Source organism: Aurantiacibacter gilvus (assembly GCF_038289935.1).
Taxonomy (GTDB): Bacteria; Pseudomonadota; Alphaproteobacteria; order Sphingomonadales; family Sphingomonadaceae; genus Alteraurantiacibacter; species Alteraurantiacibacter gilvus.
The window spans coordinates 1,081,090-1,101,633 of the sequence record NZ_JBBYHV010000001.1 but is presented as its reverse complement, the minus strand read 5'-3'; the positions used below and the strand labels follow the sequence as shown (position 1 = coordinate 1,101,633).

The following is a 20,544-nucleotide window of genomic DNA, read 5'->3' as shown; positions in this document are numbered from 1 at the left end:
CTCCAACCGCAATGTCTAGCCACCGCGCAAGGTCTGCACGCCCCAGTCGCGTTCGAGCAGGTAGAGCACCAGGCGAGCCGCCTTGCCGCGCTCGCTCTCCAGCCCGCCTTCCTGTTCCACCAGCAGCTTGGCGTCGGCATTGGCCACCGGCAGCAGGCGGGTGATCTGTTCGAGGCTGGCGATGTTGAAGGCCTCGTCGCCGGACTGGCGCGTGCCCAACAGTTCGCCACCACCGCGCAGGGCGAGGTCTTCTTCGGCGAGGCGGAAGCCGTCCTGCGTCTCGCGCATCAGGGCGAGGCGCTGCTTGCCGGTTTCCGAAAGCTCGTTGCCGCGCAGCAGCAGGCAGGTCGATTTTTCGCTGCCCCGCCCTACGCGGCCGCGCAACTGGTGCAGCTGGGCAAGGCCAAAGCGCTCGGCCTGTTCGATCACCATCAGCGTAGCATTGGGAACGTCGACGCCCACTTCGATCACCGTTGTCGCCACCAGCACCTTGGCCTCGCCAGCGGCAAAGCGGGCCATGCCCGAATCCTTCAGTTCAGGCGCAAGCTGGCCGTGGACCAGCACCACGTCATCGCCGAAGCGTTCGCGCAAGGCCGCATAGCGCGCTTCCGCAGCGGCGAGGTCGTCGTCCATGTTCTCGCTGTCGCGCACCATGGGGCAGACCCAGTAGGCCTGCTGTCCGGTTTCGAGATGGCGACCAACGGCGGCGACGATATCGTCCAACCGGTCGAGCGGCAGCACACGGGTGTCGATCGCCTGGCGACCCGGCGGCAATTCGTCGAGGCGGCTCACCTCCATCTCGCCATATTGCGCCAGCACCAGCGAGCGCGGGATCGGCGTGGCGGTCATGGCCAGCGTATGCGGCGTGACCTTGCCCTTCTGCGTCAGCATCAGCCGCTGCGAGACGCCGAACCGGTGCTGCTCGTCGATCACCACCAGGCCGAGGTTCTTGTAGCTGACCGACTGCTGGAAGATCGCATGGGTGCCGACCACGATGTCGATGCTGCCGTCGAGCAGCCCCATCAGGATGGATTCGCGTGCCTTTCCCTTGTCTCGGCCCGTCAGCAGGGCGGTCTCGACACCTGTGGGTGCGGCCAGCTTGCGCAGCGTCTCGAAATGCTGGCGGGCGAGCAGTTCGGTAGGAGCAAGAAGGGCAGCCTGCGCCCCGGCCTCGACCGCCACCAGCATGGCTTCCAGCGCCACCACAGTCTTGCCCGCGCCGACATCGCCTTGGAGCAGCCGCAGCATGGGGCTGGCCTGCGCCATGTCGCCGGCAATCTCGGCATTGGAACGGACCTGCGCTCCGGTGAGCGGGAACGGCAGTTGCAGCTTGTCCCGCAAGTGGCCGTCGCCTTGCAGTGCCTGCCCTTTCCGCGCCTTGTTCGACTGGCGCACCAGCATCAGCGCGAGCGCATTGGCGAACAGCTCGTCATAGGCGAGCCGGTCGCGCGCCTTGGCGTTCTCGCCCCGATGGGCCAGCACAAGGGCATCACGCCACGCCGGCCAGCCCTCGCGGTCGAAGGTGGTCGGCTCGATCCATTCTGGCAGCTCGGGCGCGCGGGCCAGCGACTGCTCAACCAGCGAGGCGACACGCGGCTGCGTCAGCCCTTCGGAGAGGCGATAGATCGGCTCTACCATCTTGCCCATCGCGCCATCGCTGGTCTCCGACACGTGATCGGGGTGCACGATCTGCAGCATCTGGTCGTACTGGTCGAGGCGGCCTGCCACCCAGCGCTTCTCGCCCACCGGCAGCTGCTTCTTCGCGGTGTAGCTGGCGCGCCCGAAATAGGTCAGCGCACACACGTTGCCCTTCGCATCGCTCGCCAGCACCCGGTAGGGTCCGCGCTGGCTGCGACTGGCGCGGTGTTCGGTGACGGTCAGCGCCACCACCACCTGCTCGCCCACCTGCGCTTCGTCGAGATCGTGGACCGCGCGACGGACGACGAACCGTTCGGGCAGGTGGTACAGCAAGTCGCGAACCCGCGTCAGGCCGAGCTTTTCCAGCGGCTTCTTCAGCTTTGGCCCCACGCCATCGAGGCCGTCGGTCTCGGCAAACAGCGGATTGAGTTCATCGGGGCGCATGGGCAGGCTCTAGCCGGTCAGCGAATACTTGCGAAGTCACTGCCGCCCACAGTCACCAGCGCGGCTTGCTTCCCATTACAACTGTAACCTGTTATCGCTCCGAATGAGGGTCGCATCTCGCCGGGTTTTCCCGGCAAAAGGGGGGACTCCAATGTTCAATACAATCAAGATCACCGCCGCCGCTCTGGCACTGTCGGCGGTTGCTTTGCCTGCAGTTGCGCAGGATGCCGAGGAGCCGCGGACGACCTACTCGGTGACGGCGCTCGAATTCACCGATGACGCCGACCAGAACCGCTGGCTCGAGCTGCGCGGCATGGTCGATGCGGCCCGCGCGCAGGCAGGCTTGCCGGCAGATACGGTTCACTGGGTGATGCTCAACGAGGACTGGGACATCTTGATCGTGTCCGAGATGCCCGAGGGCATGGCCGCGTTCGACACCCACGGCTCGCCTTCGCGCGCAGCCTTCATCGAAGCACTCACCGAGTTGGCGGGCGGCGAGGACGGCCTGGAAGCCATGCGCGAGGAAGCTGATGCGATGATCGAGGAACGCCACACGATCTACACGCATACGCACCCTTGATCGCATCCGGTTGAAGGTACAGGAGGGGCGCTTCGCAAGACGAGGCGCCCCTTTTTCATGTCAGATCCGTTCCAGACCCGCCTAGATCGCGCCAAGTTCCGCGCCTGGCACCGCGGCACGCGCGAGGCCGATTACATGTTCGGCGGCTTCTACGACACCTTCCACGCGCAGTGGGACGAGGCGCAGCTCGCCTGGTTCGAGGCACTGCTGGAAGAAGACGACGTCGACGTCATGGCCTGGGCACTGGGCACTCAGGAATGTCCCGAAAGCTTCAAGGGTGCCCAAATGGACGCCTTGCGCAAGCTCGACTACGTGAGCATCTAGTCGCTGAAATCCACGCTGTACCCCCTCCCCGATTCGGGAAGGGGGCTTTTGCGTTTGCCTGACTGACGAGTGCGATGCCTGACCTGAACCGAATTCTTGCTGCGAAACAGCCGCTTACCCTGTCGCAGGTGGCGCGCGGTGCGCAGCCGCTGGTGCTGGCCGACCTTGCCCGCGCGGCGAAGAAGCGCGCCGTCTTCATCGCGCCTGATGATGCTGCCTTGCGTACGGTGGCCGATGCCGCCCGGTTCTTCGCACCCGAATTGCAGGTGATCGAGTTCCCCGCTTGGGACTGCCTGCCCTACGATCGCGCCAGCCCCGCCCTGTCGATCAGCGCCGCGCGCTTGTCGGCGCTGCACCAGTTGCAGTCAGGCCAGAATGGCAATCAGGGCAACCAGCTGCTGGTCACCACGGCCAATGCCCTGCTCCAGCGCGTGCTCACCCCGTTCCGCGTGCGCGAGGCGGTGCGCGAGTTCAAGCCGGGCACCACCATCGGGCACGAAAGCCTCGCCGCCCTGCTGCGGCGGCAGGGCTATTCCCGCGCTGACACCGTGGTCGACACCGGCGAGTTCGCCATGCGCGGCTCCATCGTCGACATCTATCCCAGCGGTTTCGACGGCGGCCTGCGGCTCGATTTCTTCGGCGACGAGTTGGAAAGCCTGCGCCGCTTCGATCCCAGCACCCAGCGCACCGTCGACGTCGTCGAAAGCCACCTGTTGCTACCCGCCAGCGAGGCGCTGCTCGACGAGGATAGTATCAAGCGCTTCCGCAGCCGTTACCGCGAGATGTTCGGCGCCGATGCCACGCAGGATCCGCTCTACGAGGCCGTCAGCGAAGGCCGCCGCCTTGCCGGCATGGAGCACTGGCTGCCGCTGTTCGAGGAGCGCCTGTCGACCCTGTTCGATCACCTGACTGCCGATGACGTGATGGTGATCGACTCGGGCGCGCAGTCGGCGGTCGAAGAACGCCTCAAGGACATTTCCGACTACCACCGCCAGCGCGGCGACATCGCCGGGCAGAGCAAGGGCAGCTACCGTCCGCTGGCGCCGGAACAGCTATACCTGACCGGCGACGAATACGCTCGCGATGCAACCGCCTGGCCGATCCACAGGGCCTCGATCTTCGCCGAGCCGGAAAGCGACAAGGTCATCGACTTCGGCTTCCGCTCCGCCCGCGATTTCACGCCCGAACGCTCGCGGGGGGAAGACGTCTACACAGCCGCTGCCCACCATTTCGCATCGGTGGCCAAGAGTGGGCGCAAGCCGCTGTTGGCGACATACACCGCAGGCTCGCTCAGCCGCATCAGCACCAACATTACGGCGCACGGCACAGAGGTTGCGCAGGCGCAGTCGTGGCAGCAGGCGCTGGGCCTGGCAGCCAAGGGCAAGACGGTGGCCATGGAGCTGCCGCTCGACACCGGCTTCGCCAATGACGAGCTGGAAGTCATCACCGAGCAGGACCTGCTGGGTGACCGCCTTGTCCGCCGCCGCAAGAAGAAGAAGGATGCCGACGCCTTCCTCGCCGAATTGCAGGCACTCTCGCGCGGCGACCTGGTGGTCCACATCGACCACGGCATCGGCAAGTACCTGGGTCTCGAACCCATTGCCGTGGGCAAGAGCCAGCACGACTGCGTGATGCTGGAATATGCCGGCGGCGACAAACTCTACATCCCCGTCGAGAACATCGACGTCCTGTCGCGCTACGGCTCTTCCGAAGAGGGCGCGCCACTCGATCGCCTCGGCGGCGAGGCATGGCAGCGCCGCCGCAGCCGCCTGAAGGAACGCATCCGCGCCATCGCGGGCGAGCTGATGGAAGTCGCCGCCCGCCGCGCCCTGCGCAAGGCCACGGTAATCGAGGCCGAGGAAGCCAGCTACAACCAGTTCGTCGACCGTTTCCGCTACGAGGAGACCGAAGACCAGGACGCCGCCATCACCGACGTGCTGCGCGACCTCGAAAGCGGCAAGCCGATGGACCGGCTTGTGTGCGGCGACGTCGGTTTCGGCAAGACCGAAGTCGCCCTGCGCGCCGCCTTCGTCGCGGCCATGGCCGGGCATCAGGTGGCCGTGATCGCCCCCACCACCCTGCTCGCCCGCCAGCATTTCGAGAACTTCCGCGATCGCTTCGCCGGCTTCCCGCTCAAGGTCGGTCGCCTCAGCCGACTTGTCCCGCAGGCCGAGGTCAAGGCCACCCGCGAAGGTCTTGCAGATGGCACGGTCGATATCGTCATCGGCACCCACGCGATCCTCTCCAAGAGCACCAAGTTCAAGAACCTCGGACAGGTGATCGTGGACGAGGAACAGCGCTTTGGCGTCACCCACAAGGAAAAGCTGAAGCAGCTGCGCGCCGACGTCCACGTGCTGACACTGACCGCCACGCCCATCCCGCGTACCCTGCAGATGGCCATGACCGGCTTGCGTGAGCTTTCCACCATCAAGACCCCGCCAGTAGACCGCCTCGCAGTGCGGACCTACGTGATGGAATGGGACGACATGGTGGTGCGCGAGGCCCTGCTGCGCGAACATCACCGCGGCGGACAGAGCTTCATCGTCGTACCGCGCATTTCCGACATGGGACCGCTGGAGGACTGGCTGCACGAAGTCGTGCCCGAAGTGAAATATGTCTCAGCCCACGGCCAGATGAGCGCGGGCGAAATCGAAGAGCGGATGAGCGCCTTCTACGAGGGCAAGTACGAGGTGCTGCTCTCCACCACCATCGTCGAGAGTGGGCTCGACCTGCCGAGCGCCAACACCATCATCATCCACCGCGCGGACCGCTTTGGTCTCGCCCAGCTCTACCAGCTGCGCGGTCGCGTGGGCCGGGCCAAGATCCGCGCCTATGCCTACCTGACCACGCCTGTCGATACGCAGTTGAATGAAGTGGCGGAGAAGCGCCTCAAGGTTCTGGGCGATCTGGATTCGCTCGGGGCAGGCTTCCAGCTTGCCAGCCACGACCTCGACATTCGCGGCGCGGGCAACCTGCTGGGCGACGAGCAATCGGGCCATATCCGCGAGGTAGGCTTCGAACTCTACCAGTCGATGCTGGAAGACGCGATCATGGCGGCCAAGGCAGGCGACATGGGACTGGAGTCGGACAATACCGGCCTGTCGCCGCAGATTACGGTCGATGCGCCGATCATGATCCCCGAGGACTACGTGCCCGACCTTGCCGTGCGCATGGCGCTCTACCGCCGCCTGAACCAGGCCGAGGGCAAGGAAGAGATCGAGAGCATGGCCGCCGAGATGATCGACCGCTTCGGCCCCCTGCCACAACCCACGCAGAACCTGATCCGCCTGATCGAGATCAAGGCGCAGGCCTTTGCCGCGAACGTGGCCAAGATCGAAGTCGGCGCGCGCGGCACGCTGGTGACCTTCCACAAGGACAGCTTCCCCGATCCCGTAGGCCTGATCGCCTATGTCGAGCGCCTCAATAGCGGGAAACCGGACACCGCCAAGCTGCGTCCGGACATGAAGCTGGTGGTCAACCGTGCATGGGGCGATCCGCAGAGCCGCCTCAACGGGCTGCTCCAGCTGACCAAGGGCCTCAGCAATATCGTCAAGCGCGCGAAGAAGGCGGATTAGGTCGCAGCGAGCAAGGCAAAGCGATCCACCGCCATCGGCTTGCCGCCGAGGAAACCCTGCCACAGATGGCAGCCTTCGCGCACGGCAATGTCGCGAACTTCGGCGTTTTCGATACCTTCGGCGATCACCTTCAGGTCCAGCGCCCTGGCCATGGCGAGGATACCGCGCAGCACGGCAAGGTCGCGCTCGTCGCTGGCAATGCCTTCGATCATCGAACGGTCGAGCTTGAGCGCATCAAGCGGCAGGACTTTGAGGTAGCGGAAGTTGCAGAAACCTGCGCCGAAGTCGTCGAGGGCAATGGACATGCCCCGGTCTGCCAGTTCGCGCAGTGCCTTGGCTGACCGGTCGAGGTCAGCCACCAGCGCCTGCTCGGTGATCTCCAGCGTCAGGCGTTCGGGCGGGAAGTCGCTAGCCTCCACCATGGCCAGCAGGTCCTCGCCAAAGCTGCGATCGAACAGATCCATGGCCGTCACGTTGAGCGACAGGCGTAAATGGTCCGGCCAGCTTGCCGCCTCGGCCAAGGCACTGCGGGCGATATGCCGGGACAGGCGCCGCGATACGCCGCCGCTCTGCGCAATCGCTACCAGCGCATCGCCTGCCATGGGTCCGTGCACAGGGTGCACCCAGCGCACCAGCGCCTCGCCGCCGGCCAGCACATCGCTGCCGGAATGGAACTGCGGCTGGAACAGCAGGGTGATGGCATCGTCCGCCAAGGCCTCGACAAGGTCTTCGGTGATCGGATGCGGTTCGCTGCGGCGACGGTCGATTCGCTGGCGACGTTCGTGGACAGGTGCGGGTACGGACATGGTCACGCCTTTGGCGCAATCGACATATCGCGTCAGCAAGGCCAACAGCTTCGTTGCAAATCGGGACGCCGCTCCATAGTGTCCGCTCTGATCCATGGGGGGACAGGTTCTTGGTTTGTGACGTTCTGAATTTCGAAAAGCTGGCGTTGACCTATTCGCAGAGCGACCGCGCGCGCAAAGCCGCGAAAGAACTGTGCGAACGCTATGATTTCGTACCGGTCGAACAGGCCGACGTGATTATCGCGCTGGGCGGCGACGGCACCATGCTCGATGCCCTCCACGACATGCTCGATGTCGACCGCATCCTGCCGGTCTTCGGTATCAACCTCGGCACCGTGGGCTTCCTGATGAACCGTTACCATGGATCGAACGGCCTCATCGAACGGCTGACGGAGGCCAAGAAAATGCCCGTCGCGCCGCTTAAGATGGAAGTCATTACTCAGAAGGGTGACCGGCACTATGCCTATGCCGTGAACGAGGTGAGCCTGCTGCGTGAAACCTTCCAGACGGCCAAGCTGGAAGTTTCGGTCAACGGAAGGGTGCGCATCGCCGAACTGGCAGGCGACGGCATCCTGCTGTCCACACCTGTGGGCTCCACCGCCTACAACCTGTCTGCCAACGGCCCGATCCTGCCGCTCGATTCGCGCATGCTGGCGCTGACCCCGATCAGCCCATTTCGCCCGCGGCGCTGGCGCGGGGCCATCCTGCCCGAAAAGAGCCGCGTCAGCTTCCGCGTCAACGAGCCGGCCAAGCGCCCCGTCGCGGCCGTGGCCGATTCGAAGGAAGTGCGCGACGTGGCCGAGGTGCATATCGAGATCGCTCGCGACAAGGAAATGTGCCTGCTGTTCGACCCGCACCAGACGCTGGACGAGCGAATGTTGGCGGAGCAATTCGTCACTTAGCCGCAGAGGCTAAATTCGAGGGTTGCAAATCGGATTCGGCGCCCATATAGGCGCCTCTCGCCTTCGGGCTGCTCCCCGATAGCTCAGCGGTAGAGTAGGTGACTGTTAATCACTTGGCCGTAGGTTCGAATCCTACTCGGGGAGCCATTTTCCACACATTGATGGATATTTGACGCCTCCTGGAGAATTTCTCCAGGGGAGCCGAAGCGCGTCGAGATTTCCTGCAAAGCGAAAGGCCCGCGGCTCTCGCCACGGGCCTTCGCGCTTGTCCGGTTGCGGCGACAGACGGATGATCCGCAAAGCGCCCCTGTCCTGCCGGGAGAGCTGGTCAGTCCTCCGCGGCCCGGCGTTCGGCAAGTTCGTCCAACGCGGCCTGGATCTCTGCCATCTTGGCTTCGGTCAGCACTGCCGCTTCGTACTGCGCAGCCACGCGCAAGGTGTTCGGACGGCCCATGGTCTGGAACATGTCATTGTCATAGACCGTGGGAATGAGTCGTTCGAGGATCGCCGCGGATTCCGGATCGTCAAGCAGGGTGGCGATGGTGGTAGTTTCCACCGAGTAATGTTCCTGCGCCTCGCTCGCGGCCTCTTCCTGCGCAAATGCCGGCGTGACAGCCATGCCGGACAGGCCGGCTGCAAGTGCTGCCGCGTAGATAATCTTCTTCAATTTACTTTTCCAACTGCCTTGGTTGTGGGGTTTTCTCTCTCCGCGCCGATGCCGACCCGGTTCGAAATGTCTTGCCTCGCTCAGAACCCGTCGAGGTCTTGGGCGATAGTGATCGTGCCGTCGAAATGTGCGCCGATCTCGGCTTCGTAGCGACGCCAGTCCTCGCGTCCCGCGTTGCCGATAACCAGATGGGTCACAACCACTTCGCCTGCGTCCATGGCTGCAGCCATTTCTCCGATCTGCGAGGGAGTTATGTGGTGGGTACGCAGGTGTTCGATCAGCAGCGGCGGCGGGCCACCGGCCTGGTCGCCGCGGGCCGGCCCCATGGCACCGAGAAGGCCCTCGAGGTCGATCATTTCGGCCACCAGCAGGTCAACGCCCTGCCCCAGGCGGTCAACCGCCTCGCTGGGGGCGGTGTCGCCGGTGTAGAGGATCGAGCGATCCGGCAGGTCGAAACGGAAGGAAAGCGAGGCGTAGCGCCCGTACTGCGGGCTGTCGGGTGTGAAGCTGTAGTGGGTGTTCTCCACATTGCGAACGGTCATCCCGCCCACCACGGCGGTCTCGCCACCGCGCCACTCGATCACTTCAATTCCGATAGAGGGGTCATGAACCTCCTCTCCCGGAACGCCGTAGCCCGCCTCACCGCCAGGCCGCATGGAAGCGATCAACCCATCGACCAGTTGCCGCGTTCCCGGCGGGCCATAGATGGTTAGCGTGTTCTGCGCCTCGGTCTGGAAGCGGAGGCCCAACACAGCTCCGAGCCCGCCAGTATGATCGAAATGCAGGTGGCTGATGAATACCCCGCTGAGCCGCGCGAGCGGGACTCCGACCCGCGCCATCTGGTTTGCGGCGCCGTCACCAACGTCGACGAGATAGACTTCGCTGCCCGTCAACAGCAGGTTGGACGGCTCTGCCCGATCGGCGTGGGGCACGGGGCCGCCGTGAGTGCCAAGCGTAATCCACTGGCTGGCTATCCCGGTCGGCGAGACCGTATCCTGCGCGGCTGCAGGCTGCAGACCCGCGGCCGCAAGTGCGGCAAGCAGCGCATAAGTCTTTCGCATCCAACTCCTCCGTTGAGGGGGAAGATGCCATGCATTTGCCAATTCGTCCAAATTCTTTGAATTGGTCGTGATTCACAAAATAGATCAATACATCAGTCGCGCAGCCACAGCTCGTGGCTGTCGATGCGGATCTGCGTGATCGCGCGCTGGGCTTCGGCCCGGGCATCCACCTCCATACTGAAGGCATCGTGCGTCATGCGTTCGGCCAGTAGCAGGTCGGCGAGGTCGATTTCGCCCAGCTGGTGACCACGCCGCATACGGGTGAGCACGGCCATCTGCGCGCGCAGGCTCTCGCGGGCACGCTCCCATGCGGCGATGCGGAACTGCGCGCTGGCAAGGTCCGCCGAGGCCGTTTCCTGCACGGCAAAGCGTGCCATCTGCGCCTCGGCCATGGCGGCGCTGGCTTCGGCCGCGGCCTGGTCTGCCTGCGCCCCGCGACGGCTGCCGCCAAAAGGCATGGAGAAGACGAGACCGGCGCCGGTCTCTGCACCGCCCCGTTCGGAGAAGACGCGAATGCCGACCGAGGGATCGGCCACCCGGTCCAAGCGCACGCGCGCGGCCGATGCTTCGTAGGCGCGCGACTGGGCTTCGGCAGCGGCAATCTCGTGGCTGTTGCTCACCACCAGCCCGGAATAGCGTTCAAGTTCACCCGGTTCGACTGCCGGCATGGGAATGTCCGGGGCCTCTTCCGGCAAGGCGAGCGCGGGGAAATGCGTGGCAAGCCGCGTGCGGGCGAGGTTCGCTTCGCCTGCCGATTGCGCCGCGCGTACCCGGGCCGCACCGAGGGCAGCCTCTGCCTGGTCCGCCTCCAGTGGCGCGGCATCGCCAAGTTCCACGCGGCGCTCAACGGCTGCCAGTGCGGTTTCGAGGTTCATCACCGCCTGCTGGTCCACCCGCGCAGCGCCCGAAGCTGAAAGCCAGTCCCACCAGTGCTGGGCCAAGACCAGCGCGGCCTGGTGCCGGGTATCTTCCGCCATGTTCTCCGCCGCATCGACAAGGTGCACGCCAATCTCGCGGTCCAGCCGCGCCTTTCCGGGCAAGCGGATGCCGCGCATCAGGTCGGCATTGAACTCGTCGAAGTCGCCTTCGAGGTCGATCGTGCGGCGGGTGTAGCTGCCGGTGATCACGAAATCGTGTGGGCTGGCGGCACGCGCCCGGGCGCCGGACCGGGCCGCGCTGACGCGCTGCTGAGCTGCCTCGACCGCCGGATAGGCATCGAGCGCGGCGCTGACCTGCGCTTCATCCGGCAGACCCGGATCGGCGAGCACAGGCGTGGCGAGAGCAGCGAGCGGGAGGATGGCCAACCGGGTGGCAATGGCAAGCCTCATGCCGATTCTCCTTCGGGATCAGGTTCGTCAGCGTGGTCCGCCGCGCTTTCGCCAAAGCGTTCGTAGAGGATCGGCAGCAGCACCAGCGTCAGCAGGGTGGCCGAGACCAGCCCGCCGACCACGACGATGGCGAGCGGCTTCTGGATTTCCGAACCCGGCCCCGTGGCGAACAGCAGCGGGACCAGGCCGAAGGCGGCGATGCTGGCGGTCATCAGCACGGGGCGCAGGCGGCGCTCGGCGCCGATGCGCACAGCCTCAGGCAGTGGCACCCCGTCAGCGCGCAACTGGCGGAAGTAGGACACCATCACCAGCCCGTTGAGCACGGCGATGCCGAACAGGGCGATGAAGCCTACCGAGGCCGGAACCGAAAGGTATTCGCCCGACAGTGCCAGCGCCACCATGCCGCCAACCATGGCGAAGGGAATGTTGAGCAGGATCAGCACCGATGCGCGCAGCGACTGCAGGGTGAAATAGAGGATCGCGAAGATCATCAGCACCGAAACGGGCAGCACGATCCCGAGGCGCGCGCTGGCGCGCTGCTGGTTCTCGAACTGACCGCCCCATTCGAGGCGGTAGCCTGCCGGCAGTTCGACGTTCGCGGCGATGTCCGCGCGCGCTTCCTCGACATAGCCGACAAGGTCGCGACCGGTGACGAAGGCCTGCACCAGGGCGAAGCGCGAGCCGTTCTCGTGCTCCAGCTTCACCGGCCCTTCGACTAGGCTGACGCTGGCAACGTCGCTGGCGCGCAGCAACTGGCCCGAAGGTGACTGGTAGACCTGGTCGGCAAAGGCTTGCGGCGTGTCGGCCATACGGCCCTCTCCGCGCACAACAATGGGCACGCGGCGGTTGCCGTCCGCCACGACGCCCGCGTGCATGCCTTCCACCTGCGCCCGCATCTGGTCCTGCAGGTCGGTCACCGGCATGCCGAGGCGGCCTGCGGAGACGCGGTCGATATCGAGCTCGAGGTAGTCGACCGTGTCGTTGGCCACGGTCATGGCCTCGCTGGTGCCTTCGAGCGTTTCCAGGCGCGACTGGATTTCGCCGGAGAGGCGCGACAGTTCGTCGAGGTCCGGCCCGAACAGCTTGATCGCCAGGTCACCGCGCGCGCCGGTGAGCATTTCGGAGGTCCGCATGTCGATCGGCTGGGTGAAGCTCGACTCGATCCCGGGGAAACGCGCGGTCACGGCGCGAATCTGGTCGACCAGCCAGTCCTTGTCCTGAACCCGCCATTCATCGCGCGGCGCGAGCTGAAGGAAGGCATCGCTCTCGTTGAGGCCCATGGGATCGAGGCCGATCTCGTCCGACCCGACACGAGCGATGATCGCCTCCACTTCGGGCACTTCTTCCATGATCGCCCGCTCGACCGCGAGATCGCCTTGCAGCGAATGGTCAAGCGACACCGACGGCAGCTTGGCGAGCTGCATGACCACGGAACCTTCATCCATCACCGGCAGGAAGGTCTTGCCCGTCACGCTGTAGGCAACTCCGGTCACCAGCAGCGAGGCACCGGCAATCACGTAGACCAGCTTCTTGCGCGCAAAGGCTCCAGTCAGCAGGCCGTGATAGCGCGGCGAAATCTTCCGCATCAGCCAGGGCTCGTGATGTCCCTCCTTCACCTTGAGCAGGTAGAAGGCGATCACCGGGATCAGCGTCAGCGACAGCAGCAGGGCGGACAGCAGCGCCAGCACGATGGTCAGCGCAACCGGCGAAAACAGCTTCCCCTCCAGCCCTTCCAGCGTGAGCAGCGGCAGGAAGACCACGGCAATGATGGCGAGGCCGGAGGCAACCGGTTTGGCCACTTCGGTGCTGGCAATGAAGATGTTGTGAAGCTTGCTGCCCTTGGCATGCCTGGGGTCGGACAGGCGCTCGACCACGTTCTCCACCACAACGACCGCGCCGTCGACAAGGATGCCGACCGCAATGGCCAGCCCGCCAAGGCTCATCAGGTTGGCCGTCAGGCCGATGGCGCGCATGAAGATGAAGGTGAGCAGCGCGGCCATGGGCAAGGCGAGCGCCACGATCACCGAAGCGCGGAAGTCGCCGAGGAACAGCAGCAGCAGGAGCACCACCAGCACGGTGGCTTCCAGCAAGGCGCTCTCTACCGTGCCCACGGCGCGCCCGATCAGGTCGGAACGGTCGTAGAAGACGTTGACGGTCATGCCTTCGGGCAGGCTCGGCGCGATCTCCTCGAGCCGGGTTTCCACGCCCGAAACGACTTGGGAGGCGTCGGCGCCGCGCAGGCCGATCACCAGCCCCTGCACCGCCTCGCCCTCGCCGTTCATGGTGACCGCGCCGTAGCGTGTCAGGCTGCCGGTGCGGATATCCGCCACGTCGCCAAGCCGGATCACCGCACCGCCGTCCGAGCGCACCACGGTATTGGCCAGGTCGTCCAGCGTCTCGATGGCGCCCGTCGCGCGAACGATCAGGGCTTCCTCGCCGCTGGTGAGGCGTCCTGCCCCGTCGTTGCGGTTGCCGCTGTCGATGGCAGCGGCAATGTCGGCCGTGGACAGGCCCGCAGCCGCCAGCGCGGAATTGTCCGGCGCGACCTCGAAGGTTTCGACATAGCCGCCCAGCGCATTGACATCGGCGACGCCGGGAACGGTGCGCAAGGCCGGACGGATGATCCAGTCGAGCACGCGGCGTTTCTCGGCCAGGTCCTGCGGACCGTCCAGCGTGAACATGTACATGTCGGACAGGGGCGTGGAGATCGGCGCCATGCCGCCCTCCACGGTGGCTGGCAGGTCCGCCATGACGGCATTCAGCCGCTCCGATACCTGCTGGCGCGCCCAGTAGATGTCGGTGCCGTCCTGGAAGTCGATGGTGATGTCGGCAATCGCGTACTTGGCGACCGAGCGCAGCACGGACTGGTCCGGAATGCCGAGCATTTCCATCTCGATAGGCGTGATGACGCGGCTTTCGACCTCTTCCGGGGTCATGCCCGGCGCGCGCAGGATGATCTTTACCTGCGTGGAGCTGATGTCCGGAAAGGCGTCGATCGGCAGGCGGTTGAATGACCATGCCCCGATACCGGCGAGGATCAGGGCGATGGCGATGACCGCCAGGCGCAGCGTCAGCGCTTTCTCGATAAGTTTGCTCAGCATTGCCGCGCTACTCCGCCGAAGCAGCCTTGAGCTCGGCGATGGAGCTGGTGGCGACCACCTCGCCCGCTGCCAGCCCGTCCGAAATCACCGCGTGGCCGGCAGCATTGGCGACCACCGTAACCGCGCGCGGCGTGTAACTGTCACCCTCGCGCACGAAGACATGCTCCTCGCCGCCGATACGGGTGACGGCGGCCGAGGGGACGGAGACGCCTTCACCACCCTGCCCGCCACTGACCACGACCATGACGTTCTGGCCCGGCACCAGTCCGGGCGCGGAGCCGATGGTGGCCGTTGCCATGACCGAGCGGGTGTTCGCATCGATGGAGGGGGCGACGGTCAGGATCTGCCCACTGACCGGGGCAGCATCCGTGCCCTCGCCCGGCACCTGTACCTCTACCGACATGCCCGGACGGACTTGCCGCGCGAGTCTTTCCGGCAATTGCAGTTCGATCCGCAACGGTCCGGAGGCTTCGATGACGAAAGGCGCTTCCATGCCGTCGACACCGCTGCCGGTCTCGATCCCGACATGGGCCACGCGACCTGCGATGGGCGCCCGCAGGGTCATGGTGCCGTCCGGCCCCGTCCCCGCCATTGCAGCAAGGCGCTGTGCCTCGGCCAGGGTGGCGCGAGCCTGTTGCAGTCGCGCTTCGGCTTCTTGGGCACGGGCCTGGGCGACAATGCCTTCTTCGGAAAGCTGCGCCATGCGCGCGGCCTGTGCCTCGGCCAGCGCAATTTCGCTGCGAGCGCGGGACAGGTCGCCGCTGATCGAAATGGGCTCGGCCGCGCGCACCAGCGCCAGCGGAGCACCGCGCGCCACGATCTGTCCCTCGATCACGTAGACCCGCACGGCAGCCCCGGCGAACGACGGGGTAACCGCAACGCGAGCTTCGGGCGGCAAGGTGATCCGGCCCGGAACAGAGCCCAGCGGTACGCCGGTTGCAGCTTCGGCAACGGCTGTCTCGATAGAAAGGGCGTTCTCGGCTGATCCAGCCTCGCCTGCCTGGGGTTCCTCGGATGAGGGGGCTTCCGAACAGGCGGCGAGGCTGGCGAGGAGCAGTCCGGACAGGAGCAGCCCGGAGTGCAAAGCGATGGAGCGGTGGCGGGTCATGCCCGCAGAAATGCGGGGTGAAGCTGACAACAACTTGTCAGTTTGCCAGCTTGTTGTCAGTTTCATGGCTGATACGGGGATCATGGACCCTGTGACCACGAAAGGCTGCCCATGCGCTTGCTGCTGGTAGAAGACGATCCGCTGCTGGGGGAGCGGCTGGGCGACCGGCTGCGCAGCGCGGGCTATGCCGTCGACCTCGCCACGAGCCGCGAGGAAGGCGAGGACTGGCCCGATCTCGACACCATGGCCGCCGTCATCCTCGACCTCGGCCTGCCTGACGGGGACGGGCTGGACCTGTTGCGCCACTGGCGCGCTCGCGGGGTCGACTGCCCGATCCTGATCCTGACCGCGCGCGGGAGCTGGCAGGACAAGGTTGAAGGCCTCAACTGCGGGGCGGACGATTTCGTGGTGAAGCCGGTCAGGTTCGAGGAATTGCAGGCCCGCCTCAACGCCCTGTTCCGCCGCCAGATGGGCAAGCGCGACAGCACCCTGCGCGCGGGCACGCTGGCGCTCGACCCGATCAGCCGCACGGTGGAGAACGACGGCGAACCCGTTTCGCTCAGCCGCCGCGAATTCGGCTTGCTGCACCTGTTCATGCGCCGCAAGGGACAGGTCATGTCGCAAGCGGAGATCCTCGAAGACCTCTACGACCTGGAGGCCGAGCGCGAGCTCAACACCGTGGAGGTGCTGGTCGGTCGCCTGCGCCGCAAGATCGGTAAGGACCGCATCGTGACACTGCGCGGCATGGGATACCGTTTCGAATGAATGTTGGAACCGGCACTTCGGGCAGCCTGCGCCTGCGCTTCCTGCTCGCCATCACCGTCTGGGTGGCGCTGGGGATTGGCGGAATCTGGTTTACCGCCACCCGTGTCTTCGCCACGCACATCGAGGACATGTACCACGAGGAGCTGGAGGTCCATGTGCGCGAGCTGGCCCGGCTCACCCGGCTCGACGAAAGCGGCGCACCCCGCCTGTCGCGCCCCCTGTCGGACCCGCGCTACGAAGTGCCGCTGTCGGGCTTCTACTGGCAGGTTTCCATCGAGGGCCAACCGGTGCTCAAGTCGGCCAGCATGACGCGCGGTTCGCTGGACCAGAGCGTGGCCCATTCGCCCGATGTCGCACATGAGATCGAGGACGGCCCGACCGGCCCCACGATTACCTATGGCTTGCTGGAGGAGGCGGAAAACGGTGCGCAGGTGCACATCGTCATCGCCACCGACAAGAGCGAGCTGGACGACGACATCGCCGCCTTCAACCGCGACCTGGTAGTGTGGCTGGCAACACTCGCACTGCTGCTGTTGGCGACCGGCGTGGCGATCATCTCTTTCGGCCTGCGCCCCTTCGGACGGCTAGGCGATGCCATTGCCCGCGTGCGCGAAGGCCGGGCGGACAGGCTGGAAGGTAGCTACCCGTCGGAAATCGCCCCGCTCGTGGGAGACCTCAACGCCTATATCCGGCAGAACAACGAGATCGTCTCGCGCGCCCGTGTCCATGCCGGGAACCTCGCCCATTCGCTGCGCACACCGTTGGCCGTGGTGACGGACGAGGCCGAGCGCCTGCGCGACGGCGATAGCTGCTCCACGAGCGGCAAGGTGCTGCTGGAGCAGGCAGAGGCCATGCAGCAGCAGATCGACTACCAGCTGGCACGCACCAGCCTGTCAGCGGGCGCCCCCGTACCGGGAAGCCGCGCCATGCTGCCAGAACTGGCGGAACCGATCCTGAAGGCCATGCGCCGCCTGCATCCGGACAAGCAGTTCGAACTGGCCGCGCCGGATCACCCGGTCGCGCTGGCGATCGACCCGGTGAACCTGTCCGAATTGCTCTCCATCCTGCTCGACAATGCCGGGAAATGGGCCACCAGTTCGGTGACGCTGGCGATCAGCGGTCCGGTGGGCGGCTTGGTGACCGTCAAGGTCAGCGACGATGGCCCGGGCATGACCGCCGAGCAGATCGCCAAGGCCTGCGAGATCGGCACGCGCTTCGATCCGTCTGTGCCGGGTTCCGGCCTCGGCCTCGCCATCGCGCGCGACATCTGCACTGACGCCGGGGCGACATTGGACATCGCTTCAGGTGGCACCGGCCTGACCGTTACCGTGCAAATCGCGGGCGAATAGTTTGCCTATTCAGGGCGGCGGAAGCGCAGGGCGAACTTGTCGCTGACCCCGTCGAAGTCGCGCGGGCTGGCGTCGTGCGGGTCTGCCGGATTGTGCAGCACGTCGCTTTCCGCCTCCAGCACGAACCCGGCAGCAGTCACCTGGTCGACCACGGCAGCGGGGTCGATGCGGTGCAGTGTCGAGGTGGCGCTGGTGCCCGTGCCGGGCGCAGAGTGATCTTCCACGAAGAAGATGCCGCCCGGGCGCAGGTTGCGGAACACGCCGGCGTTGACGGCCGCAATGTCGCCATTGGCAAGGTCATGATAGTTCTCGGTGGTCCAGAACAGGTCCACCTGCTGCGGCAGGGTGAGAGTGTCATAGCCCTCGACCACCACGACTTCGATATTGCCGTATTGCTCCGCGATGGCGTTGATCCCGTCGAGCCCGCCGGGGCGACTGGCGAAGAAGGACGGCATCAGCGCGTAGATCTTGCCTTCGGGTCCTACAGTCTGCGCGAGGATGCGCGTGTAATAGCCGCCGCCCGGCGCAATCTCGGCGATCACGTCTCCGCGCTGCACGCCGGAGAACAGTACGATCTCTTCCGGCTTGCGTGCTTCGTCGCGCGCCGTGTCCGCTTCCGGCCGCGCAGGGCTGACCACGGCGGCGAGGACGTAGTCTTCCATGGCATTGGGCAGGACCACCGGCTCCGGCGAGGTGAGCGACGTGCAGGCCGCTGTCAGCATGGCAGACCCGGCGAGAAGGATGGTGGCGATACGCATGTGAAATCTCCCTTGCCCGCGATGCTATCCATTATCGGAAGCGGGGCAAGCCTCACATTGTCGCAGAAGCCCTGCGTGAATCGAGCAAGCGCACGGTCTGCACACCGACAATTGCCACCAGCGCGATCATCGCTGCCCCGGCATACCAAGGTGCGTCGAAGGCCACCTGCCCGTAAAGCAGTCCGAACAGTGGCGGCGCGACGATGCGGCCGATGGCGTTGGAGGCCATCAGCAGGCCCATGGTGCTGCCCTGCCGCTCCGGCGGCGTCTCGCGGCTGAGCAAGGCCCCGGCACTGGGAAAGGCGAGGCTGTGGCCGGTCATCAGCAGGCCCATCAGCAGCACGCCTGCCACCGGCATGCGGATGATCGGTTGCAACAGCATCGACAGCGCCAGCAGGGCCAGGCCGATCAGGATCACCCGCGCCTCACCGAAGCGGGCGACCAGCGGGCCGATAAGCACCAACTGGGCGAACAGACCGCCGCCGCCAATGGCCAGGAAGGCAAAGCCGAGGTCATGCGCGCTCCAGCCGAAATTGTGCTCGCTCCACAGGCCGTAAATTGCCTCCATCGAGGCGAAGGCGGCGATACCGAAGAAGGAAATGACGAACAGCCGCGCCAGTAGCGGTTCCTGCGACACGAAATGGAAGGCCTCGGAATACTTGGGCAGCGGACGCCCCTTTCCCGTTGGCTCCACAGCGTCCTTCAGCGCCAGCAGGCACCAGATGCTGGCGAGTACGGACAAGCCGCCCGCGATGAAGATCGGCAAGCGGAAGCTGGCCGCGACCACTTCCTCGCCCGCAAACAGGCCGCCCAGCACCGGCCCGAAGGCAAAACCGAGGCTGAAGGCCGCGCCGAAATAGCCCATGGTCTTGGCGCGGCGCTCTGGCGGGCTGACGTCGGCGATAAAGCCCTGGCACACGCTCAGGGTGCCCGAGAAGAACCCGCTGAACACGCGGATCAGCACCGCTGCCCACAGCGAGGGGGCAAAGGCGAAGGCGACATAGGAGAGGCCGGCAATGAAGGTGGTCAGCGCCAGCACCTTGCGCCGACCCCACTTGTCCGACTGGCGGCCCCAGTGGATCTCGCCAAACACGTTGCCGAACGAATAGGCGGCAAAGAGCAGCGCGATCTCGAAGGGATTCGCGTCGAACACCTGCCCGTAGAACGGCAGCAGCGGCAGGATCAGGCTGAACCCGGCGATGTTGATGAACACCGCCACCAGCAAGGGTGGGAGCCGTCTATCCATTGTAGCGCGGTTCCGGCAGGCCGGTGACGCCGAGGCCGTCGATCACGAAGCAGGCCCCGTCGTCGGGCGCGGGTTCGCGGCCGAGGAAACTGGGATCGATGCTGGGGACGAACAGCCGGTCCAGCTTGGGGCCGAAGAACATGCAGCTGGCCGGCAGCTTGGTCGGCATTTCGATTGCGCGCAGCACCTTGCCTTCTGGCGAGAGGCACAGGACCACCCCGCCCTCGCAGATCGCAGTCCACAGGTTGCCGTCCACATCCACGGTCGCGCCGTCGGGGATCGGCCCGTAGTCGCTGGTATTGAAGAACTCGCGGCGGTTCGAAGCCCTGCCCGTCTCGATGTCATAGTCGTAGGCGTAGATCACGTGCGCCATCGAATCCGCGTGGTAGAGCACCCTGTCATCGGGCGACCAGCAGGGGCCGTTGCCGAGGGTCAGCTCGCGGTCGATCTGGCGCAGTTCACCTTGGTCGAGCACGTAAAGCCCGCCGCGCGGTTCGGCGGCCTTGCGATGGCTGGTGCCGAAGACGAAGCGCCCGCGCCGGTCGACCTTGCCATCGGCCAGTTGCACTTCGGGATCAGCCGGGTCGAGCAGCGCGAGCGGCTCAACCGCTCCGCTTTCGAAGTCGAGCGAATGGACACCGGTGACGAGCGCGACGATCGCACCGCCCTGCTCGCGAAGCGCCATGGAGCCGATCATGTCGGGCACGTCCCACGCCTTGTGGTCGCCGCTCTCCGGGTCCCAGCGGAACACCTTCTGGGCCAGGATGTCGATGTAATAGAGCGCCTGCTCCGCCACGTCCCAGACGGGGCCTTCCCCCACTTGGCACTTGGGCAAGTCCAGTCGGCTGATCTGCATTGAACGGTCCCTCTCTCCCGCTCCCACTGTAACGAG

16 protein-coding genes and 1 tRNA gene are annotated in these 20,544 nt (G+C 65.6%); 7 read left to right on the top strand and 10 right to left on the bottom strand.

Annotated features, from left to right (window positions below):
* Positions 1 to 15: 15 nt before the first annotated feature.
* Positions 16 to 2,082 carry an ATP-dependent DNA helicase RecG gene (recG, locus tag AAEO60_RS05425; protein ID WP_341672623.1) on the bottom strand — a complete coding sequence of 689 codons (2,067 nt, stop codon included), beginning with the start codon at positions 2,080 to 2,082 and terminating at the stop codon, positions 16 to 18.
* A gap of 151 nt (positions 2,083 to 2,233) precedes the next feature.
* On the opposite strand from recG, the gene AAEO60_RS05420 reads away from it, so the two are divergent.
* The 3 genes from AAEO60_RS05420 to mfd all read left to right on the top strand — a co-directional run bounded on the left by AAEO60_RS05420 (position 2,234) and on the right by mfd (position 6,561).
* The gene (locus tag AAEO60_RS05420) at positions 2,234 to 2,662 is read left to right on the top strand and encodes a hypothetical protein (RefSeq protein ID WP_341672622.1); all 429 of its coding nucleotides are present in this window, start codon (positions 2,234 to 2,236) and stop codon (positions 2,660 to 2,662) included.
* Between the two features lie 57 nt (positions 2,663 to 2,719).
* A complete protein-coding gene (locus AAEO60_RS05415; protein ID WP_341672621.1) occupies positions 2,720 to 2,986 on the top strand; it encodes an FAD assembly factor SdhE in 267 nt (88 codons plus the stop codon).
* Between the two features lie 74 nt (positions 2,987 to 3,060).
* Positions 3,061 to 6,561 (top strand): transcription-repair coupling factor, encoded by a 3,501-nt coding sequence (mfd, locus tag AAEO60_RS05410; RefSeq protein ID WP_341672620.1) that lies wholly within the window; start codon positions 3,061 to 3,063, stop codon positions 6,559 to 6,561.
* Here the strand turns inward: mfd and AAEO60_RS05405 are convergent.
* Positions 6,558 to 7,367 carry an EAL domain-containing protein gene (locus tag AAEO60_RS05405; RefSeq protein ID WP_341672619.1) on the bottom strand — a complete coding sequence of 270 codons (810 nt, stop codon included), beginning with the start codon at positions 7,365 to 7,367 and terminating at the stop codon, positions 6,558 to 6,560. The genes mfd and AAEO60_RS05405 overlap by 4 nt on opposite strands.
* A 110-nt stretch (positions 7,368 to 7,477) precedes the next feature.
* On the opposite strand from AAEO60_RS05405, the gene AAEO60_RS05400 reads away from it, so the two are divergent.
* The gene (locus tag AAEO60_RS05400) at positions 7,478 to 8,269 is read left to right on the top strand and encodes an NAD kinase (RefSeq protein ID WP_341672618.1); all 792 of its coding nucleotides are present in this window, start codon (positions 7,478 to 7,480) and stop codon (positions 8,267 to 8,269) included.
* A gap of 72 nt (positions 8,270 to 8,341) precedes the next feature.
* A tRNA-Asn gene (locus AAEO60_RS05395) sits at positions 8,342 to 8,416 on the top strand.
* A 181-nt stretch (positions 8,417 to 8,597) separates the two neighbouring features.
* Here AAEO60_RS05395 and AAEO60_RS05390 read toward each other — a convergent pair.
* The 5 genes from AAEO60_RS05390 to AAEO60_RS05370 all read right to left on the bottom strand — a co-directional run bounded on the left by AAEO60_RS05390 (position 8,598) and on the right by AAEO60_RS05370 (position 15,564).
* Complete coding sequence (locus tag AAEO60_RS05390) at positions 8,598 to 8,936, bottom strand: hypothetical protein (RefSeq protein ID WP_341672617.1); 339 nt, start codon at positions 8,934 to 8,936, stop codon at positions 8,598 to 8,600.
* 80 nt (positions 8,937 to 9,016) lie between these two features.
* On the bottom strand, positions 9,017 to 9,997 hold the full coding sequence (locus AAEO60_RS05385; protein WP_341672616.1) for an MBL fold metallo-hydrolase: 981 nt from the start codon (positions 9,995 to 9,997) through the stop codon (positions 9,017 to 9,019).
* 92 nt (positions 9,998 to 10,089) lie between these two features.
* Complete coding sequence (locus AAEO60_RS05380; protein WP_341672615.1) at positions 10,090 to 11,325, bottom strand: TolC family protein; 1,236 nt, start codon at positions 11,323 to 11,325, stop codon at positions 10,090 to 10,092.
* Positions 11,322 to 14,426, bottom strand: a complete 3,105-nt coding sequence (locus AAEO60_RS05375; RefSeq protein ID WP_341672614.1) for an efflux RND transporter permease subunit — start codon at positions 14,424 to 14,426, stop codon at positions 11,322 to 11,324. Before AAEO60_RS05375 ends, AAEO60_RS05380 begins: the two co-directional genes overlap by 4 nt.
* A 7-nt stretch (positions 14,427 to 14,433) precedes the next feature.
* Positions 14,434 to 15,564, bottom strand: coding sequence for an efflux RND transporter periplasmic adaptor subunit (locus tag AAEO60_RS05370; protein ID WP_341672613.1), 1,131 nt, complete (start codon positions 15,562 to 15,564; stop codon positions 14,434 to 14,436).
* Between the two features lie 81 nt (positions 15,565 to 15,645).
* Here AAEO60_RS05370 and AAEO60_RS05365 point away from each other — a divergent pair, with 81 nt between their 5' ends.
* Together AAEO60_RS05365 and AAEO60_RS05360 are read left to right on the top strand one after the other, a co-directional pair.
* Positions 15,646 to 16,299: a response regulator gene (locus AAEO60_RS05365; protein WP_341672612.1), complete on the top strand. Its 654-nt coding sequence runs from the start codon at positions 15,646 to 15,648 to the stop codon at positions 16,297 to 16,299.
* Complete coding sequence (locus tag AAEO60_RS05360; protein WP_341672611.1) at positions 16,296 to 17,648, top strand: sensor histidine kinase; 1,353 nt, start codon at positions 16,296 to 16,298, stop codon at positions 17,646 to 17,648. The genes AAEO60_RS05365 and AAEO60_RS05360 overlap by 4 nt, the downstream gene beginning before the upstream one ends.
* Positions 17,649 to 17,653: 5 nt before the next feature.
* Here AAEO60_RS05360 and AAEO60_RS05355 read toward each other — a convergent pair whose 3' ends face one another.
* Genes AAEO60_RS05355 through AAEO60_RS05345 form a run of 3 tightly spaced genes read right to left on the bottom strand, consistent with a single transcriptional unit; the run spans position 17,654 to position 20,508 of the window.
* Complete coding sequence (locus AAEO60_RS05355; RefSeq protein WP_341672610.1) at positions 17,654 to 18,406, bottom strand: class I SAM-dependent methyltransferase; 753 nt, start codon at positions 18,404 to 18,406, stop codon at positions 17,654 to 17,656.
* A gap of 52 nt (positions 18,407 to 18,458) precedes the next feature.
* Positions 18,459 to 19,652 (bottom strand): MFS transporter, encoded by a 1,194-nt coding sequence (locus AAEO60_RS05350; protein WP_341672609.1) that lies wholly within the window; start codon positions 19,650 to 19,652, stop codon positions 18,459 to 18,461.
* Complete coding sequence (locus tag AAEO60_RS05345) at positions 19,645 to 20,508, bottom strand: SMP-30/gluconolactonase/LRE family protein (protein WP_341672608.1); 864 nt, start codon at positions 20,506 to 20,508, stop codon at positions 19,645 to 19,647. Before AAEO60_RS05345 ends, AAEO60_RS05350 begins: the two co-directional genes overlap by 8 nt.
* Positions 20,509 to 20,544 lie beyond the last annotated feature (36 nt).

Bases quoted from the DNA above. Each gene is read 5' to 3' on its own strand.
- AAEO60_RS05385 (WP_341672616.1), bottom strand. From the start codon at position 9,997: ATGCGAAAGACTTATGCGCTGCTTGCCGCACTTGCGGCCGCGGGTCTG.
- recG (WP_341672623.1), bottom strand. From the start codon at position 2,082: ATGCGCCCCGATGAACTCAATCCGCTGTTTGCCGAGACCGACGGCCTC.
- AAEO60_RS05345 (WP_341672608.1), bottom strand. From the start codon at position 20,508: ATGCAGATCAGCCGACTGGACTTGCCCAAGTGCCAAGTGGGGGAAGGC.
- AAEO60_RS05405 (WP_341672619.1), bottom strand. From the start codon at position 7,367: ATGTCCGTACCCGCACCTGTCCACGAACGTCGCCAGCGAATCGACCGT.
- AAEO60_RS05415 (WP_341672621.1), top strand. From the start codon at position 2,720: ATGTCAGATCCGTTCCAGACCCGCCTAGATCGCGCCAAGTTCCGCGCC.
- AAEO60_RS05360 (WP_341672611.1), top strand. From the start codon at position 16,296: ATGAATGTTGGAACCGGCACTTCGGGCAGCCTGCGCCTGCGCTTCCTG.
- AAEO60_RS05350 (WP_341672609.1), bottom strand. From the start codon at position 19,652: ATGGATAGACGGCTCCCACCCTTGCTGGTGGCGGTGTTCATCAACATC.
- AAEO60_RS05380 (WP_341672615.1), bottom strand. From the start codon at position 11,325: ATGAGGCTTGCCATTGCCACCCGGTTGGCCATCCTCCCGCTCGCTGCT.
- AAEO60_RS05420 (WP_341672622.1), top strand. From the start codon at position 2,234: ATGTTCAATACAATCAAGATCACCGCCGCCGCTCTGGCACTGTCGGCG.
- mfd (WP_341672620.1), top strand. From the start codon at position 3,061: ATGCCTGACCTGAACCGAATTCTTGCTGCGAAACAGCCGCTTACCCTG.
- AAEO60_RS05365 (WP_341672612.1), top strand. From the start codon at position 15,646: ATGCGCTTGCTGCTGGTAGAAGACGATCCGCTGCTGGGGGAGCGGCTG.
- AAEO60_RS05375 (WP_341672614.1), bottom strand. From the start codon at position 14,426: ATGCTGAGCAAACTTATCGAGAAAGCGCTGACGCTGCGCCTGGCGGTC.
- AAEO60_RS05355 (WP_341672610.1), bottom strand. From the start codon at position 18,406: ATGCGTATCGCCACCATCCTTCTCGCCGGGTCTGCCATGCTGACAGCG.